Here is an 18,600-nt window from a genome sequence, read left to right on the forward strand (position 1 = left end):
TATGTCGGAAGCGGCAGAAAAGACGGATAGCGAAGACGGCGACGCCTTCGACGAACTGTATGGTCTATCAAACGAGACTGTAGAGGCCGTTGAGGCTGCCGTTGATGAAGGCGCACCGCCTGACACCATCCGGGAACTGGTGGTGCCGCTGCATGCTGCGGATTTGGCGGACTTGCTGGAACGCCTGTCCCCGGATGACCGGCTGTCGGTGGTTCATGCGCTGGGCGATGAGCTGGATTCCGATGTTTTCTCCTATATCGATGAATCCGTGCGCGAGGATATCGTCGATGAATTGCCCAATTCCGTGCTGGCAAACATCGTCCGTGATCTGGATTCCGATGACGTCATCGACTTTCTGGAAGATCTGGACGAGGAGGATCAGCGCGAGATCCTCGACACGGTCTCTGCCGAAGACCGGGTCCTCTATGAACAGGGGCTGAGCTATCCGGAGTATTCCGCCGGGCGATTGATGCGGCGGGAAACCGTGACCATCCCCGATTTCTGGACTGTTGGTCAGACCATAGACTTTATGCGGGGTGAAGATACCGACCTGCCCGATGATTTCTATAACATCATTGTCGTCACGCCGTCGCATAAGCCGGTCGCATTGGTACAGCTTTCAAAATTGCTGCGGACCAAGCGGGTGGTGCCCATCTCCGCCATCATGGAAACCGACGTGAAGGTCATGCCTGCGGATATGGATCAGGAAGATATGGCCTTTCTGTTTCGTCAATATGGCCTTGTCGAAGCCCCGGTTGTCGATGCGGACGGGGTCCTGGTCGGGGTCGTTACCATCGATGATATCGTCGATGTCATGGACGAAGAACATGAGGATGACATCCTGAAACTTGGGGGGGTTAGTGAGGATGACTTCTATTCTGACTTCTTCGAAACAACCCGTCTGCGGTTTTCCTGGTTGCTGGTGAATTTAGGGACGGCGATAGTTGCCTCCCTGGTGATCGGGTTGTTTGAAGATGCGCTGGGCAAAATTGTGGCTCTGGCCGTTCTGATGCCCATTGTCGCCTCCATGGGTGGAAATGCGGGGACCCAGACACTGACCGTTGCGGTGCGGGCGTTGGCGACCAATGAATTGACGGCACGCAATGCGGTTCGAATCATGACCAAGGAAGTTCTGGTGGGCTGTGCCAATGGCTTCCTGTTTGCCGCCATTATGGGGGTAATCGCCTGGTTGTGGTTCAGTGATCCTATTCTGGGGGCGGTAATTGCCTTCGCGATGGTACTGAATCTGATCATTGCGGGGTTCAGTGGCGTTCTGATCCCCCTGGTGATCGAACGGATCGGTCAGGACCCCGCTATCGCCTCGACAGTCTTTTTGACGACAATCACGGATGTGGTCGGTTTCTTTGTGTTCTTGGGCCTGGCGACATTGGTTCTTGTCTGATTAGGCACGGCGCTTGCTTTGGCTTTTTGCAGATACATTCTGCAACACAGGGCCGCCACGATGTTACCGACAAACAATTCCAGCATTTACCGGGTCGCTACAGCCTATGAGGCCGCGAAACAGTCACAAACCGTTGCGCCGGATGCCGCCGATCTGGCCCGAGATTTGGGACGGGCGCGGTTCTATGATGCACTGGCAGGGCGGTACGGATTGCCCGGTAATGCCCTGGCCAGTGCGGATGAGGCTGCCCAGGCTTATGGAAACTCTGGGATATCAAACTCGGCGGACCAGAATATTGCGCGACGCTATGATCTCAGCGCCCTGTCGGTGGATGAAATCATCTCCCTTGCAGATGACTTGAAAAATGCGGGGCGGCTGGATCAATCCGACACGGATTTGATGCAGTACAACATGCAGTCGCTGCCTTTTGGGGTGGACAGTGTGTTTTCAACCTCTCCAGTTGCCGCCTTCGCGCGCGCTTTGGGACAGGGCAGCAGCACAGGCAGTCGCACTTTGGACCTGATCCGTCAGCAGGAAGAGCAAATTCAGTATCTCAGCGACAATGACGCGGACCCTCGGGCGCTGCGCGGTGCGAAGGCGGTTCTGGGGCAGTTGCGCTTGTTGCAGGCAGAACAATCCCTCTACGCCCAAATGGATGCCGCGCGGGATAAGGCGGAAGATCGCCAGACCAGTGGTGGCTTTGGTCCCTTTGGCGCCATGATGGATTTAGTGAGCCTGCCCCCATCTACCATCGCCCTTTTCAGCGCTTAGAGCATCATGCGCTCGAATAAAGCTCACACAGGTTGCCCAGACAAGACTACCGCCCAGGATGGGGCCTGAGCGGTAGCGGGGAGGGAATGTGTGAACACATATTGAAGACGTCCACATAAAATAGGTAACACCATTCCCATGTCGGGTGAAGTATAAAATCGCAATGGTCGCATTTTTCTTTTCTCCAAACACCCTATAAGAGTGTCTGGTTGTGAATGGCTTTCTCTTTTGGCCTGGTTTTTACGCACTCACGGGGTGTGTGTCCCATAGAATACCTTGGGGATACCTTGGGCAGGCGTCGCTGGCGGGGCAATGTAGGACGCTGTTGGATCGGATGGCCTGATCAATTCACGGCAGATTTGAGTCTGTCAGTCCTTTTCATCAGGCTTGGCGACTGTGATAAGGACCGATATGAGCTCTGCCTCTGCCCCTCTGAATGATCCCCCGGTTTCAACGGCCGAACCGTCCACCGTGTTATCGGTATTTCTGCTCAGCGGGGGGTTATTCATTTTCACCCTGCAAGATGTCATCGTGCGGACACTCAGCCCCCATTATCCGGTTCATGAACTGATTTTCATGCGGGGGGGATTGGCGATCTGGCTGATGGGGTTTTATGTTTACTGGCGCAATGGCTGGGCTGGATTTCGCATCGTAAGACCTTGGATCATCGTGCTGCGGGGCACCTGCGGCATGACCTGTTTTATGAGCTATTATCTGGCAATGGCAAAGCTGACATTGGCAGCAACCGTGACCATCACCTATTGCAGCCCCATTGTGATCAGCTTGCTATCGGTGTTTCTGTTGGGTGAGGTCGTTGGGTGGCGTCGCTGGGTGGCGATTTTTGTTGGATTTATGGGGGTGATTGTCGTGGTCGGGCCGTCGGGCAATATCCTGGACCCGGCGGCTGGTTTCGCGGTCTTAAGTTGCGTCAGCTATGCCGTCATGGCGATTCTGACCCGGAAGCTGAGTTCGCAAATGTCCGGGGCCAGCATCGCATTCTATCAGATGCTGTCCTTTATCGTCGGCAGTATCCTGTTGGGTTTGTTCCTGGGCGGTGGGGCGTTCTTTGATCCGGCGGATCATCCCAGTATTCAATTCATGCTGCGCCCATGGATTATGCCAGATCTGTCGGATTTTGGTCTGATCGCCTTGACGGCGTTAATCGCATCTTTCGGATTCATCATGTTGACCAGCGCCTATGCCCGAACATCGCCGTCGATTGTCGCGCCTTTTGAATATAGCGGCGTTTTGTGGGGCACATTGGCCGGTTGGATTTTTCTGTCGGAAGTCCCCGGCCATTGGACGATAATTGGGGCCAGTATCATCGTCGGGGCGGGCCTGTATATTCTGTACCGCGAATCCTACCGTGGGAAGAAACCGCGGGCGTTGTTGAACCCGGCCCTGACGCTTCCGGATCCGGTTCAGAAGTCCACTACAGAGTAAGATGGCTGTCGGCCTGATGACCGTGACTGTGAAGAATTATCTGAAGAATCATGATTGACGTTTACGTAAACGTTAACTACGGTGTGTCTTGCTTTTTGAGGGTGGTTTAATCCACCGCAATTCAGACCTGCCACCATTGACCCTTTTGAAGGACCATCGATGCCGGGGAACAAGGTTCATACCATTGCAGACTTGGTGCGGGACTTTGGTGTCACGGCCAGGACCATCCGTTTTTATGAAGCTGAAGGCATGCTGACCCCGGAACGTCAGGGGCAACAGCGCCTGTATCATCCCCGCGACCGCGTTCGTTTGACCTTGATCCTGCGGGGAAAACGGCTGGGTTTTACCCTGGCGGAAATTCGCGAAATCATTGACCTGTATCACGCCGATCCGGGGGAGCTGGGTCAGTTGCAGCACTTCCTCGACAAAATTCAGGAGCGTCGGGACGACCTGGAACAAAAACGCAAAGATATTGAGTTAACCCTGAAAGAATTGGACGAGGTAGACCGGACCTGTCGCCAACGCCTGACAGAATTGGCCCGTGCAGGATCGAAGGAGGCAGCGGAATGACAGCGGTAGATTTTGGATCTGATGCCATTACAGGCCGCAGCACGGTCTACAGCGATGACTGCGATCATATGGGGCATATGAATGTCGCGGCCTATACCCGTAAATTTGACGAGGCGACCTGGGCGTTCTGGAACAGCGTCGGAATGACCTCGACGGTTATGCAGGATCAGCAAATCGGCATTGCAGCCCTGGAATCCCGGCTGACCTATCATCGGGAATTATTTCCGGGGGAAAGCTTCCTGGTGCGCAGTCGCTTCGTTTGGCTGAAGCCGAAAACAGCCCGGTTTCATCATCGCCTCTATGTTTTGATCGATGATGGCCAAGACGGTGTCGAAACATTAGCTGCGACCTGTACCTACACCGTGGCATGCCTGGATCGCGCGGCCCATAAGGCGACACAGTTTCCAGGCTCGGTTGCAGCACGGATCACATCTATCCTGAAACCTTTGCCTGCGGAGGCTGCGGCATGAGTGAATTTCAAGTCCACAACCCAGATTTTGAAAGCCGCACCCGCGCCAGTTTTGCCCGTCAGGGGTTCATGGCGACATTGGGTGCGCAGCTTACCGCTGTCTCCCCAGGTCATGTTGAGATACGGTTGCCATATCGCCCGGAACTGAGCCAGCAGCATGGCTATTTCCATGGCGGCGTGATCGGGACCATGGCCGATAATGCCGGGGGATACTGCGCCTTCACGCTGTTGGCGCAGGAAGATTCCATCCTGACGGTGGAATACAAGATCAACATCGTCTCTCCCGGTAAGGGCGAGTTCCTGATTGCGACGGGGCAGGTGCTAAAGCCCGGCCGCCGCCTGACAGTCTGTGAAGCGCGGATTTATGGAGAGACAGCGGGTAAGCGTAAACTCTGCGCGACGGCCCTGTGCACCTTAATGACAATGGACGGTATGTCCGACGATAAGGCCGCCTGAGAACAAGAGCGGCTTACTGAAACTTAACGTGAGGAAACGAAGCCATGATTTCCAATTCCTATCCGACGCTGGACTTTGATCTGGGCGAAACCGCCGAGATGCTGCGTGACAGCGTCTCCAGCTTTGTGTCTGACGAGCTGGCCCCCCGCGCGGCGGAGATCGACAAGACCGATCAATTCCCAATGGATATGTGGAAGAAATTCGGCGATATGGGGCTGTTGGGCATCACGGTTGAGGAAGAATATGGCGGCGCTGGCATGGGCTATCTGGAACATGCCATCGCGATGGAGGAAATCAGCCGCGCCTCTGCCTCTGTGGGCCTCAGCTATGGCGCCCATTCCAATCTGTGCGTCAATCAGATCCGCCGCAATGGGACGGAAGAGCAGAAACAGCGCTATCTGCCGAAACTGATTTCCGGGGATCATGTCGGGGCCTTGGCGATGTCTGAACCCGGCGCGGGCTCTGACGTTGTGGGCATGAAGCTGCGGGCCGAAAAGAAGGGCGATCGCTATATCCTGAATGGCACCAAGATGTGGATCACCAATGGCCCTGATGCCGATACAATGGTGATCTATGCCAAGACCGACCCAGACGCCGGATCCAAAGGCATCACCGCCTTTCTGGTGCAAAAGGATTTCAAAGGATTCTCCGTCGCGCAAAAGCTGGACAAGCTGGGGATGCGAGGCTCCCATACCGGGGAACTGGTATTCGAAGACTGTGAAGTGCCGGAAGAGAATATTCTGGGCGGCCTGAACAAGGGCGTGAAAGTCCTGATGAGCGGGCTGGATTATGAGCGCGCCGTTCTGGCCGCTGGTCCGTTGGGCATTATGGAGGCCTGTATGGACGTCGTGCTGCCCTATCTGCACGAGCGCAAACAATTCGGTCAGGCCATCGGCGAATTCCAACTGATGCAGGGCAAGCTGGCCGATATGTATACCACGATGAATGCCTGCAAGGCCTATGTCTATGCTGTGGTCAAAGCCTGTGATCGTGGTCAAACAACCCGCAAGGACGCGGCGGGTGCGATTCTGTATGCCGCGGAAAAGGCAACCTGGATGACGCTGGAGGCGATCCAGGTTCTGGGCGGCATGGGCTATATCAATGAAAGTCCGACGGGCCGCCTGCTGCGCGATGCCAAACTGTATGAGATTGGAGCAGGCACCTCAGAAATCCGACGCATGCTGATCGGCCGCGAATTGTTTAACGAGACGGCGTAACCAAAGGAACGCAACGATGACCCAACAGGACCCAATCGTTATTGTCGGTGCCGCGCGCACACCCATGGGCAGCTTTCAGGGCGATTTGAAGGAGGCGACCGCGCCGGCGCTTGGCTCTGTCGCGATCCGTGAGGCGTTGTCGCGCGCCGGTGTGTCGGGCGAGGATGTGGGCGAAGTGATCTTTGGCAATGTGCTGCCCGCCGGTCTGGGTCAGGCCCCGGCGCGTCAGGCGAGCCTGGGGGCGGGCGTGCCCCAATCGGCGGGTTGCACCACGATCAATAAAATGTGCGGGTCTGGCATGAAGGCGACGATGCTGGCCCATGATCTGCTGATCGCCGGCAGTGCCGATGTGATGGTTGCAGGCGGGATGGAGAGCATGACAAACGCGCCCTATCTGTTGCCTAAGGCGCGGGGCGGCATGCGGTTGGGCCATGGTCAGGTGATCGACCATATGTTCCTGGACGGGCTGGAAGATGCCTATGACAAGGGGCGCCTGATGGGGACCTTTGCGGAGGAAACCGCCACCCATTATCAGTTCACGCGCGACGCCCAGGATGCCTTTGCGATTGAAAGCTTAACCCGTGCCCAGAAGGCGCAAGCCGATGGCACATTTGAGGCGGAAATCGCACCGATCACCCTGAAAACCCGAAAAGGCGAGGTGACGGTCAACCTGGATGAACAACCCCGCACTGCCAATCCAGATAAGATCCCGACCCTGAAGCCTGCTTTTGCGAAGGATGGCACGGTGACGCCCGCCAATTCCTCCTCCATTTCCGATGGTGCGGCGGCCCTGGTGCTGATGCGCCGGTCAGAGGCACAGCGTCGTGGCCTGACCCCGCTGGCGGAGATTGTGTCGCATGCGACCCATGCACAGGCCCCCGCCTGGTTCACGACCGCCCCGGTCGAAGCGATCCGCAAATGTCTGGACAAGGCCGGTTGGTCGAAAGACGCGGTGGACCTGTATGAGGTCAATGAGGCTTTCGCGGTTGTGGCCATGGCGGCGATGCATGACCTTGACCTGCCCCGTGATAAGGTGAACATCCATGGGGGTGCCTGTGCGCTTGGTCATCCAATTGGGGCATCTGGCGCGCGTATTCTGGTCACACTGCTGAATGCTTTAAAGACCTATGATTTGCAGACGGGCGTCGCCTCCTTATGTATTGGCGGTGGTGAGGCCACGGCCCTGGCGGTCAAACGCCTGCAGTAAAAGAAAGAGGTTGATTAAATATGCCAACAATCCTGATCACAGGATCCAATCGCGGTATCGGAAAACGCCTGGCGGAACTGTATGATGCCGAGGGATGGACGGTGATTGCCGCCTGTCGCAATCCGAATTCGGCGGATTTGGTGGGGGAGCCTTTGACGCTGGATGTTGCCGATGAAGCATCCGTGGCTGCCGCAGCAAAATCATTGGCGGGACGTCCCATTGACGTGTTGTGGAACAATGCCGGGGTCTATCTGGACAAGGGTCAGATGTTGATGGACCTGTCTGCGCAGGAATGGCTGGAAACATTTCGCATCAATACGATTGCGCCAATCCTGTTATGTCGCGCCCTGTTGGAGAACGTTGCGGCCTCGACCCAGCGCAAACTGGCCTTCACAACCAGCAAGATGGGGTCTGTCGCCCTGAACTCCGGGGGTGCCTATGCCTATCGATCCTCTAAGTCCGCCTTGAATATGGCGGTATCCAGCCTGGCGAAAGAACTGGCCCCGCGTGATATCAGAACCGTGGTGATGCATCCCGGATGGGTGCGCACGGATATGGGAGGGGACGAGGCAGATATCGATACCAACCAGTCCGCCGGTGGCATGAAAGCCGTCGTTGATGGGCTGGGTGCTGGCCAAACAGGTCAATTCTTTAATTATGATGGAAAGGAGCTTCCCTGGTGAATCCAATCAATCGACTGCTGGCGGGATATCGCAGCTATCGGGCGCTGTATCATGAAAAGCGCGGCGACCTGACCCGGCAATTGGCAGAAGAAGGTCAGAAGCCTGAAATTATGGTCATCGCCTGTTCTGACAGCCGCGTTGACCCGGCGATCCTGTTCAATGCGGATCCGGGGGAGATATTCGTGGTGCGCAACGTTGCCGCCCTGGTGCCGCCATACAGTCCGGATTCATCCCATCACGGGACATCGTCGGCGATTGAATTTGCGGTAAAGGATCTGGGTGTTCGGGAAATCGTTATTCTGGGTCATCATCAATGCGGCGGTGTGCAGGCCATGCGCTCCATCCATCAGGGCAATAAACTGGAAGATCGGGAATTTATTGGGGCGTGGATGGCGCTGGCGGAAGATGCCTGCGCCATGCATGGTGCCGATGATCCGGGGTCCGAGGCTGCCGTGGAGATGGCGACGATCAAAACGTCTATCCGTAATTTGAAAGGCTTTCCCTGGATTCAAAGCCGGGTTGATGACGGTTCTTTGCGTCTGCATGGCTGGTGGTTTGATATCAATACCGGCAACATGCTGGCCCATGATCCGAAAACCGGTCAGTTCAGTATCGTCGACAGCGTGCCGGATCTTATGGGCAAATAGAGCCAGCCGGATCAGGCTGACCGAACTGGGAGAAACGACCATGATTTTGACCGAAGAGCAGATGATGATCCGCGAAATGGCGCGGGACTTTGCGACCGAGCAACTGGCGCCTAATTCCGAGGAATGGGATCGTGAATGTCGTTTCCCCAAGGAAGCGATCGACGCGATGGCGCAGCTTGGCATGATGGGCATGATGGTCCCGCCCGAATGGGATGGCGCTGGCACGGACACGGTTTCCTATGCCATGGCACTGGAGGAAATCGCGGCGGGCGATGGGTCTGTATCGACGATTATGAGCGTGCATAACTCTGTCGGCTGCATGCCGGTCCTGCGATATGGCACCGATGAACAGAAAGAACGGTTCCTGAAGCCCTTGGCGCGCGGCGAAATGATCGGTGCCTTTTGTCTGACCGAGGCACATGCCGGGTCCGATGCGTCCGCAATTAAAACCAAGGCACGCAAAGACGGCAATAAATGGGTGATTGATGGGTCTAAACAATTCATCACCAATGGATCGACTGCGGGCGTTGCCCTGGTCTTTGCTGTCACCGATCCGGATGCGGGCAAGCGCGGGATTTCCGCCTTTCTGGTCCCCACCGATACCAAAGGGTATGTCGTAGAGCGGATCGAAAAGAAGATGGGCCTGAATGCATCTGATACCTGTGCCCTGCGGTTTGAAGGGGTAGAGGTGACGCCCGACCTGATGTTGGGCGAAGAAGGACAGGGCTATAAAATCGCGCTGTCCAATCTGGAAGGCGGCCGCATCGGGATTGCCGCCCAGGCCCTGGGCATCGCGCGGGCCGCGCTGGACTATGCCGTCGGCTATGCCAAGGAACGCACCTCTATGGGCCAGCCGATCATGCAGCACCAGGCGGTCGGATTCCGATTGGCCGATGGGGCAACCAAACTGCATGCTGCACGCCAGATGATCCTGCATGCGGCTGCGATGAAGGATGCCGGTCAGCCATGCCTGACCGAAGCCTCTATGGCGAAGCTTTTCGCGACTGAAATGGCAGAAGGCGTGGTTTCTGATGCGCTGCAGACTTTAGGTGGCTATGGCTTCATGAAGGATTTCCCGCTTGAGCGCATGGCGCGCGATGTGCGCGTGACCAAGATTTACGAGGGGACCAGCGATATCCAACGCATGCTGATCGCCCGCTCTCTGGCGGCCTGATTGGGCGATAGGGCGAGCGATGGCACAGCAGACACTGGATTTCTATTTCGACTATTCCTCCCCCTATGGCTATTTCGCATCAGAAATGGTGGAAGCCCTGGCGGAAAAGCATGGTCGTGTTGTGGTTTGGAAACCAATTCTGTTAGGGGCAATCTTTAAGCAGGAAGGGACACAATCCCTGGTTAGCTATCCGATGAAGGGGCCGTATTCCAAATATGATATCGAACGGTGTTCCGGCTTCTACAACATTCCGTTCCATTGGCCGCCGGTTTTCCCCGTCTTGACCGTCAATGCTGCCAGGGCAACGCTGTGGGTTCAGCAGGAATATCCAGAAAAGGCCGTGTCGTTGATTCATGCGGTCTTTCGAAAGGCCTTTGCAGAAGGGACGGATGTGGCCCAGGTCGTCCCTGTATTGGAAGCGGCAGAGTCAGTCGGTTTGAATTCTGATGAAGTGGCGGCTGTTATCCGGTCACAGCCGATGAAAGACCTGTTGAAATCAGAAACACAGGCGGCGATGGACCGGGGTGTATTCGGCTCGCCTTTCTTCTTCATCGATGGAGAGAGATTCTGGGGCGTCGATCGCATGGATATGATGGATGCCTGGATGACACGGGGTGGATGGTAATCTCTAGGGTTACTGCCTGATTGTTTTTATAGGACTTAAAGGACGCAGTATGACCCAATTGACCAGTGCGTATGATCCCAAATCGGAAGAGGCGATTGCCAATACAGCGGCAATGACTGCGCTTGTCGAGGATCTGAAGGCAAAGCTTGCCGCCGTTAAATTGGGGGGTGGGGAGGTCGCGCGGGAGCGTCATTTGTCCCGTGGTAAGCTGTTGCCGCATGATCGGGTGCGCACCTTACTTGACCCTGGATCACCCTTCCTGGAACTGTCGCAATTGGCAGCGTATGGCATGTATGATGACACGATTTCCGGGGCGGGTGTCATAACCGGGATTGGTCGCGTCGCGGGTCAGGAATGCGTTATCGTCGCCAATGATGCGACGGTAAAGGGCGGGACCTATTATCCGCTGACCGTAAAGAAACATGTCCGTGCCCAGGAAATCGCGCAGCAGAATAATCTGCCCTGTATTTATCTGGTCGATTCTGGTGGCGCGAACCTGCCCAACCAAGACGAGGTCTTTCCAGATCGCGATCATTTCGGGCGTATCTTTTACAATCAGGCCAATATGTCCGCCCAAGGCATTGCCCAGATCGCGGTTGTTATGGGGTCCTGTACAGCCGGCGGGGCCTATGTCCCGGCAATGTCTGAAGAAAGCATCATCGTGCGCAATCAGGGCACGATCTTTCTGGGCGGTCCGCCTCTGGTGAAGGCAGCGACCGGTGAAGAGGTTTCTGCGGAGGATCTGGGAGGGGCAGAAGTGCATTCCCGTGTCTCTGGTGTGACCGATCATATTGCAGAAAATGATACCCATGCTCTTTCGATTGCCCGGAAGATCGTTGGCAATCTGAACCGCACAAAGCCCATGGGCGTGAAAACCCTACCGCCGCGCGATCCCGTGCTGAACCCGGATGACCTGTATGGCGTTGTCCCGACCGACCTAAAGAAGCCCTACGATGTGCGTGAAGTGATCGGGCGTATCGTTGATGGATCGGAGTTCGACGAGTTCAAGAAACTCTATGGCACGACCTTGATCTGCGGTTTTGCCCATATCTGGGGCTACCCCGTGGGCATCATTGCCAATAACGGAATCCTGTTTTCAGAATCCGCTCTGAAGGGCGCTCATTTTATTGAACTGTGTTCGCAACGGAACATTCCGCTGGTTTTCCTGCAGAACATCACCGGATTCATGGTCGGGTCCAAATATGAATCTGGCGGCATTGCAAAGGACGGCGCCAAGCTGGTGACCGCCGTTGCCACGACACAGGTTCCAAAATTCACCGTCATTCTGGGCGGCAGTTTTGGGGCAGGGAATTATGGCATGTGCGGGCGGGCCTATTCGCCCAGATTCTTGTGGATGTGGCCCAATGCGCGCATCTCCGTCATGGGGGGTGAACAGGCCGCCAGCGTCTTGGCGACGGTGAAAGAAGACAATATGACCAAGAAAGGCACCTCCTGGTCTGCGGAAGAAAAGGCGGCCTTAATGGACCCGATCCGCCAGCAATATGAGGATCAGGGGCATCCCTACTATGCCTCTGCCCGGTTATGGGACGATGGCATTATCGATCCGAAAGACACACGTATGGTCCTGGGTCTTGGCCTATCGGCGGCGATGAATGCGCCCATTGAGCCGACACGCTTTGGCCTGTTCCGGATGTAGGAGAGACCCGATGCCTGATCAGAAATTCACAATCCTAAGGGACGGTCCGGTCGCGCATCTGCGACTGACCAACCCTGATCGACATAATGCCTTTGATGATGCCTTGATTCTGGGCCTGACCGAGGCTTTTACAACGCTAGGAGAAGACTCCGATATCCGTGTTATCATTCTAGAGGCGGAGGGGAAGAGCTTTTCTGCCGGGGCAGATCTGACTTGGATGCAGCGTGTCGCGGGCTATTCTTTCGACGAGAATCTGGCCGATGCGGGGGGCTTGGCTGAAATGCTGCGGGTCATCAATTTCCTGCCCAAGCCTGTGATTGCCCGGGTGCAGGGTGCGGCCTTTGGCGGTGGCGTTGGACTGGTCGCCTGCTGCGACATCGCCATCGGATCGACCCGCGCCAGTTTCTGCCTGTCGGAAGTGAAACTGGGCATTATTCCGTCTGCCATCAGCCCCTATGTGGTCGATGCAATTGGCGCGCGCGCCGCCCGGCGGTATTTCCAAACAGCGGAACGGTTTGACGCACCAACAGCCCTGCGCTTTGGCTTGCTGCATGACGTGGTTGAGGAAGACGCCTTGGATACCGCCGTTGATGCGGTGGTTCAGTCAATTTTGGCCGTCGGGCCTATCGCCGCGCGGGAAGCAAAAGATCTTGTTTTTTCCGTTGATCGCCCAATCACCGCAGAGGTGATCGAAGATACTGTTCACCGCATCGCCCGCCTGCGCGCCACACCGGAAGCGAAGGAAGGCATGGCCGCTTTTTTTGAGAAACGGAGTCCCGCATGGAAAAAGTAGATGTTTTTGCAACGGTAGAGCGGGAACGCGCCAGTTTCCTGGCGCAGGAGTCTCACAGCCTGGGTCTGCCCAGCCTGTTCTATGGCTCCCTGCGCGCATCGGCTGTGTTTGAGATTGTCGTTGGGCGATCAATGGACAGTGCGGATATTCAGCCCGTCACCCTGCCCAATCATGAATTGGCCCGGATCATTGCCGGGGATGGATTTCCAGGCATTTTCCCGACACAGGAAGACACCCTTCTGGACTGTCTGTTGATCCGGGATTTGTCAGCGCAAGAAGCCCTGCGTGTCGCCTGGTATGAATGGGACGAATACAAGCTGGGCCGATTCACACTGTCCGATGGTCAACAGGCTCAGGCCTTCGTGCCCGATGTCGAGGCGATCCATCGGCTGCATGGATCCATCGATTTCCAGCCCTGGTCCTTTGAGGATTGGCGCGATCAACATTTGCAGGATGCCATTCCCAATGCTCAGCAATGGATGGCAGAAATGCCGGATGTAACCCGTCACCTGGCCGCGGCGGAATGATGCTTTTAAAGGGATACTGGGATGTTTAAGCGGATACTAATCGCTAATCGGGGTGAAATCGCCTGTCGGGTCATCGCAACGGCCCGCCGATTGGGGGTGGAGACGGTCGCGGTCTATTCCGACGCCGATGCCGATGCGCTGCATGTGGCATTGGCGGATCAGGCGGTTCATATCGGCCCCGCCCCGGCGCGGGAAAGTTACTTGCTGGGTGATGTCATTCTCAAAGCTGCTAAGGATACAGGGGCGGAGGCGATCCATCCTGGCTATGGATTCCTGTCCGAGAATGCGGATTTTGCTGAAGCCTGCGAAAAGGCTGGCATTGTCTTCATTGGCCCACCTGCCAGTGCAATCCGGGCCATGGGGTCGAAATCAGAGGCTAAAGCCCTGATGGACAAGGCGGGCGTCCCGCTGACGCCTGGCTATCATGGGGCCAATCAGGATCCGGATCATTTGCAGATGGAAGCCGACGGGATTGGCTATCCTGTCCTGATCAAGGCGTCCGCCGGGGGTGGGGGAAAAGGCATGCGCCTTGTGGAGCAATCGGCGGATTTTCAGGAAGCGCTGGCATCGTGCAAACGAGAGGCCGCATCCAGCTTTGGCGATGATCGGGTTCTGGTAGAGCGTTTCGTGACCCGCCCCCGCCATATTGAAATGCAGGTTTTCGCGGATAGTCATGGTAATGCCGTGCATCTTTTCGAGCGGGATTGTTCCATCCAGCGCCGCCATCAAAAGGTCGTGGAGGAAGCAACCGCGCCCGGTATGCCTGAAGACCTGCGCGCTAAGATGGGTGATGCGGCCGTTGCGGCTGCCAAAGCCGTCGGTTACCAGGGGGCCGGGACAGTCGAATTCATTGCCGAGACAAAAGCCGATGGCACGCCCGGTGATTTCTTCTTCATGGAGATGAATACCCGCCTGCAGGTTGAACATCCGGTGACGGAGGCTGTGACCGGCCAGGATCTGGTGGAATGGCAATTGCGCGTCGCGTCGGGGGAAAGACTGCCGATGGAACAGGCAGAGATTTTTGCCTTTGGCCATGCTGTTGAAGTCCGACTGTATGCGGAAGATCCCGATGGCGGCTTCCTGCCCTCCATTGGCACCCTGACCCATTTGCGGTTCCCAGCGGAATCAGACGGCGTGCGTATTGATACCGGCGTGCGCGAAGGGGATGCCATTTCCCCTTACTATGATCCGATGATCGCAAAGGTGATCGCCCAGGGGGATGATCGCGATCAGGCCATCGCAACTCTTATTCAGGCGCTGCGGGACACAGAGGTCGCGGGGATTTCCACCAATCGTGATTTTCTAATCCGGGTTCTCTCTCATCCAGATTTCAAATCCGGGATGCTGGATACTGGGTTCATCGCGGCAAAGGAAGATGTGTTGTTGCCCGGCAAGGCGCGCGCCTCGGTGACCGCCTTGACCCTTGCCAGCCTGTTGGCGCTCGACAAGCACGCAAAAATGGCGCGCAAGATTGCTGTGGCCGGATCAGATTCCCATAGTCCCTGGGCACGTACCAATGGATGGCGCCTCAGTGACGCTGCGGCCGTGGATTTGATCTTCCAGGATGTGGAGGGCACTTGCCAAATTGCAGCAATCTATCAAGACGGCGCCTGGCAGATTGATCTGGCGTCGGGGGACACTCATTCTGCGGTTCTGATGGACCGGACAGATGATCGGCTCATCGGGCGCATTGACGGGATTCGCTATGATATCGGATATACTCAGACCGGGGATCGCATCACGCTGTTCCTGGGCGATCAAACGATCAGCCTGGTTCAGGTGGACCCCTTTGCGATGGCTGCGGGGACAGACCAGTTGGATCATGCCCTGACCGCACCAATGCCCGGCAAGGTCACCGCCGTCTTTGTTTCGGTCGGGGAGACCGTGGCGGCCGGACAATCGCTGATGATTCTGGAAGCGATGAAAATGGAACATACCATCAAGGCCCCCGCAGAAGGGATCGTCGCAACGCTTCCCTTCGCGGTCGGAGAGCAGGTGCCAGACAGCGCGGTGCTGATTACATTTGAGGAGCCGGAGACAGCGCCATGACGGATCGCTTTCGAATCGTCGAAATGGGCCCCCGGGATGGGCTGCAGAATGAAAAGGCGGAGGTTTCGACAGAAGATAAAATTCACTTGATCCATCTGCTGAACCAGACTGGATTGCCAGCAATTGAGGTTGGCAGTTTTGTCTCCCCGAAATGGGTGCCGAAAATGGCAGATTCGGGGCAGGTGTTTGACCGCATTGAAAAGTTGCCTGGCGTTTCCTATCCAATGCTGACCCCGAATATGAAAGGGTTGGGGGCCGCGCTTGACCATGGTGTGCAAGAGGTCGCCGTCTTTGCCGCTGCGTCTGAGAGTTTTTCACAGCGCAATATCAATTGTTCCATCGCAGAGTCGATTGATCGTTTCGCTGCCGTTTGTGAGGGGGCGCTTTCTGCGGGCCTTAAAGTGCGCGGCTATATCTCTTGCGTTCTGGGCTGTCCCTATGAGGGAAAGATCGCCCCGGACGCCGTTGCTGCTGTTGCGGAAAGACTTGTTCAACTCGGTTGTTATGAAGTTTCTCTGGGGGATACGATAGGGACCGGCACGCCGGTGGAAACCAGGGCGTTGATCCAGGCCGTCTCACAAAAGGTACCGATGGCCCAGATCGCCGGCCACTTCCACGACACCTATGGTCAGGCTTTGGCCAATATCTGGGCTGCTTTGGCGTGTGGGATTCGGACTTTTGACTCCTCAGTCGGGGGATTGGGGGGATGTCCCTACGCCAAGGGGGCGACTGGCAATGTCGCGACAGAAGATGTGGTCTACAGCTTCATGCAAAGTGGGATTGAGACCGGTATTGATATGGAGCGTTTGCTGGATGCGGTTCAGTTTTCCGCTAAAATGGTGCGACGTGATGTGTCTTCCCGGGTTGGGCGTGCCTTGCTGACAAAACGCGCTGGTTAGCGTCTGACAGACCTTGTAACTGATCCTGATCTGTCGCTAGATTTTGAGCCGCACCGCAGTGTCGATGGGGCCTGCGGGCAGGGTGGCCTGTGGCAACGGATGCGTCTCTTGAGCAAAGTTTGCGCATCGGTAAGGGAATGTCTGCGTGGATCGTGACTTTTCAAATCTTACCATAAGCATCATTGATAACAGCCCGCGCATTCGGAAAACTGTGCGGCGTTTCTTGCGGTCCTTTGGGGTTCCGGACGGGCCGGACTTTTCAGATGGAACTTCCGCCTTGGCTCAGTTCCGCCATACGCTGCCGGATATAGTGATCCTGGATGTGGATGTGACGCCAACCGATGGGATTGAAATTACAATGTTCATTCGTCAATCCCTGCACAGCGGCAATCCCTATCTTCCGATCATTATGATGGTTGGAAATTCGGACCCCAGGCGCGTCGTGGAAGCCCGGGATGCAGGGGCGACTGAAATCATTGCAAAGCCGCTCTCTGCCCCCTCTCTGTATGGGCGTATCACCCAGGTGCTTGACCATCCGCGCCGTTACATTCGCACAACAAGCTATTTCGGGCCGGATCGACGCCGCCGCAATACGCTCTGGGTCGGCAGAGAGCGCCGCGTCACTGACTACGATTCCTATGCGTCGATGTTTATTGATGTTCAATGAGGCTCTGAAAGTCGGGGGCGTGCGTGCAGGGTTGGTTCCCCTTCCAGAATCTCATAGCCTTTGTGTCTGTCGTATTATTGGTGAGAGACAAACCCCATGGCCCTGAATATCCGAAAACTCTGTGTCGGAGCGGACAGTATCGAGGATCTGCAACACTGGCAGACCGGTCGGCTGCGCCTGAATGGCGGCAAGATCTGGCACACCACCCGCACCTGGCCCAGACGGTTTGAGGAGATATTGCAGGGAGGGGGGTCACTTTACTGGATCATCAAGGGGCAGATGGCGGTGCGCCAAGGCATACTCGGTTTTGAGCCGGAACCTCAGGACGATGATCCGGATTCGCGCCCTTATTGTCGGATTATACTCTCCCCAGAATTGGTGCCGACGGATCCCTGGCCGCATCGCCCGTTTCAGGGATGGCGGTATCTAAAGGCGGATGACGCGCCGCCAGATTTAAAAGCCGGGACTGAAAATGATGCGTTGCCAGCCTCTCTCGCAGCGGAACTGCGGGCTTTGGGGGCGTGGTAAAGCGCGGCAATCCGGGGTCTCGAAAAAAATTGAAAAAAACCGACTTATTTTCGTAATTTTTGCTTGCACGGGTCGGCGCTGGGGCCTATACCCCGTCCGTCAGCGAGACAGCGGGGTCCAACCCGGTGGCCACACTGACCCGGCGCTTCAGTCTCTCGACTTTAACCGTCGATTTTGATTGAAGCGTAGCAGATCAAAGATTAAGCTGAAATCTTGCGCCAACCCGAATCGGGTGGGTGAGGGAAAATTCGGCCTCTTTTTTGGCGACTGTGTCGGAATGAGTACCGAGTTTTGTTATTTGACATTGTTGATATCTGGAAGGGATACGCGGTTGGCGGTGGTCTTTATGGCTGCGGTTGATTGTGTATCTTGATGAATAGTCAAGTTACGTTTGAGCTGCTTTTCTGGTGCTTTAGGGTGCTGGTTGGGTGGTGAGATTGGATCAATGAGAATACCCTTTGAGCTTAGGTGGATGTGCTTAGATGATATCTGGGCGCGTTATCAGCCATGTCTCCCCCCGGGGATGTGGTATGAACCTAAGAGTTTGATCCTGGCTCAGAACGAACGCTGGCGGCAGGCTTAACACATGCAAGTCGCGGGAGAAGGTTCCTTCGGGAACTGGGCACCGGCGCACGGGTGAGTAACGCGTGGGAACGTACCCTTCGGCGGGGGACAACAGCTGGAAACGGCTGCTAATACCGCATACGCTCTATGGAGGAAAGGCTTCGGCCACCGAGGGATCGGCCCGCGTTAGATTAGGTAGTTGGTGAGGTAATGGCTCACCAAGCCTACGATCTATAGCTGGTCTGAGAGGAT

19 protein-coding genes and 1 rRNA gene are annotated in these 18,600 nt (G+C 56.2%); all 20 read left to right on the forward strand.

Going from position 1 to position 18,600, the window contains the following annotated elements:
* Nucleotide 1 precedes the first annotated feature (1 nt).
* Nucleotides 2-1,402 (forward strand): magnesium transporter, encoded by a 1,401-nt coding sequence (gene mgtE, locus ACOSDM_RS17190; RefSeq protein ID WP_420725787.1) that lies wholly within the window; start codon nt 2-4, stop codon nt 1,400-1,402.
* 60 nt (nt 1,403-1,462) lie between these two features.
* Complete coding sequence (locus ACOSDM_RS17195; protein ID WP_420725788.1) at nt 1,463-2,173, forward strand: hypothetical protein; 711 nt, start codon at nt 1,463-1,465, stop codon at nt 2,171-2,173.
* 411 nt (nt 2,174-2,584) lie between these two features.
* Complete coding sequence (locus ACOSDM_RS17200) at nt 2,585-3,616, forward strand: DMT family transporter (protein ID WP_420725789.1); 1,032 nt, start codon at nt 2,585-2,587, stop codon at nt 3,614-3,616.
* Nucleotides 3,617-3,775: 159 nt separating this feature from the next.
* Complete coding sequence (locus ACOSDM_RS17205) at nt 3,776-4,186, forward strand: MerR family transcriptional regulator (RefSeq protein WP_420725790.1); 411 nt, start codon at nt 3,776-3,778, stop codon at nt 4,184-4,186.
* The gene (locus ACOSDM_RS17210; protein WP_420725791.1) at nt 4,183-4,656 is read left to right on the forward strand and encodes an acyl-CoA thioesterase; all 474 of its coding nucleotides are present in this window, start codon (nt 4,183-4,185) and stop codon (nt 4,654-4,656) included. Before ACOSDM_RS17205 ends, ACOSDM_RS17210 begins: the two co-directional genes overlap by 4 nt.
* Nucleotides 4,653-5,111 carry a PaaI family thioesterase gene (locus ACOSDM_RS17215; protein WP_420725792.1) on the forward strand — a complete coding sequence of 153 codons (459 nt, stop codon included), beginning with the start codon at nt 4,653-4,655 and terminating at the stop codon, nt 5,109-5,111. Before ACOSDM_RS17210 ends, ACOSDM_RS17215 begins: the two co-directional genes overlap by 4 nt.
* A 44-nt stretch (nt 5,112-5,155) precedes the next feature.
* A complete protein-coding gene (locus ACOSDM_RS17220; RefSeq protein ID WP_420725793.1) occupies nt 5,156-6,328 on the forward strand; it encodes an isovaleryl-CoA dehydrogenase in 1,173 nt (390 codons plus the stop codon).
* 16 nt (nt 6,329-6,344) lie between these two features.
* Nucleotides 6,345-7,535 carry an acetyl-CoA C-acyltransferase gene (locus ACOSDM_RS17225; protein WP_420725794.1) on the forward strand — a complete coding sequence of 397 codons (1,191 nt, stop codon included), beginning with the start codon at nt 6,345-6,347 and terminating at the stop codon, nt 7,533-7,535.
* Nucleotides 7,536-7,555: 20 nt separating this feature from the next.
* Nucleotides 7,556-8,218, forward strand: coding sequence for an SDR family oxidoreductase (locus ACOSDM_RS17230; protein WP_420725795.1), 663 nt, complete (start codon nt 7,556-7,558; stop codon nt 8,216-8,218).
* Complete coding sequence (locus tag ACOSDM_RS17235; protein WP_420725796.1) at nt 8,215-8,865, forward strand: carbonic anhydrase; 651 nt, start codon at nt 8,215-8,217, stop codon at nt 8,863-8,865. Before ACOSDM_RS17230 ends, ACOSDM_RS17235 begins: the two co-directional genes overlap by 4 nt.
* Nucleotides 8,866-8,905: 40 nt before the next feature.
* Nucleotides 8,906-10,039, forward strand: coding sequence for an acyl-CoA dehydrogenase family protein (locus ACOSDM_RS17240; RefSeq protein WP_420725797.1), 1,134 nt, complete (start codon nt 8,906-8,908; stop codon nt 10,037-10,039).
* 19 nt (nt 10,040-10,058) lie between these two features.
* The gene (locus tag ACOSDM_RS17245; protein WP_420725798.1) at nt 10,059-10,664 is read left to right on the forward strand and encodes a 2-hydroxychromene-2-carboxylate isomerase; all 606 of its coding nucleotides are present in this window, start codon (nt 10,059-10,061) and stop codon (nt 10,662-10,664) included.
* Nucleotides 10,665-10,713: 49 nt separating this feature from the next.
* A complete protein-coding gene (locus ACOSDM_RS17250) occupies nt 10,714-12,321 on the forward strand; it encodes a carboxyl transferase domain-containing protein (RefSeq protein ID WP_420725799.1) in 1,608 nt (535 codons plus the stop codon).
* Nucleotides 12,322-12,331: 10 nt separating this feature from the next.
* Nucleotides 12,332-13,114, forward strand: a complete 783-nt coding sequence (locus ACOSDM_RS17255; protein WP_420725800.1) for an enoyl-CoA hydratase/isomerase family protein — start codon at nt 12,332-12,334, stop codon at nt 13,112-13,114.
* Entirely contained in the window at nt 13,102-13,641 is a 540-nt protein-coding gene (locus ACOSDM_RS17260) for a hypothetical protein (RefSeq protein WP_420725801.1), read from the forward strand. The genes ACOSDM_RS17255 and ACOSDM_RS17260 overlap by 13 nt, the downstream gene beginning before the upstream one ends.
* 21 nt (nt 13,642-13,662) lie before the next feature.
* Nucleotides 13,663-15,690 carry an acetyl/propionyl/methylcrotonyl-CoA carboxylase subunit alpha gene (locus ACOSDM_RS17265; protein WP_420725802.1) on the forward strand — a complete coding sequence of 676 codons (2,028 nt, stop codon included), beginning with the start codon at nt 13,663-13,665 and terminating at the stop codon, nt 15,688-15,690.
* Nucleotides 15,687-16,589 carry a hydroxymethylglutaryl-CoA lyase gene (locus ACOSDM_RS17270; RefSeq protein ID WP_420725803.1) on the forward strand — a complete coding sequence of 301 codons (903 nt, stop codon included), beginning with the start codon at nt 15,687-15,689 and terminating at the stop codon, nt 16,587-16,589. The genes ACOSDM_RS17265 and ACOSDM_RS17270 overlap by 4 nt, the downstream gene beginning before the upstream one ends.
* Before the next feature lie 145 nt (nt 16,590-16,734).
* Nucleotides 16,735-17,256 (forward strand): response regulator, encoded by a 522-nt coding sequence (locus tag ACOSDM_RS17275; RefSeq protein WP_420725804.1) that lies wholly within the window; start codon nt 16,735-16,737, stop codon nt 17,254-17,256.
* A gap of 96 nt (nt 17,257-17,352) precedes the next feature.
* On the forward strand, nt 17,353-17,784 hold the full coding sequence (locus ACOSDM_RS17280) for a DUF1489 family protein (RefSeq protein ID WP_420725805.1): 432 nt from the start codon (nt 17,353-17,355) through the stop codon (nt 17,782-17,784).
* A gap of 532 nt (nt 17,785-18,316) precedes the next feature.
* A 16S ribosomal RNA gene (locus ACOSDM_RS17285) occupies nt 18,317-18,600 on the forward strand; the annotation flags it as partial.

This window comes from Hwanghaeella sp. LZ110, assembly GCF_048892525.1.
In the GTDB taxonomy this organism is placed as follows: domain Bacteria; phylum Pseudomonadota; class Alphaproteobacteria; order UBA8366; family Aestuariispiraceae; genus Pacificispira.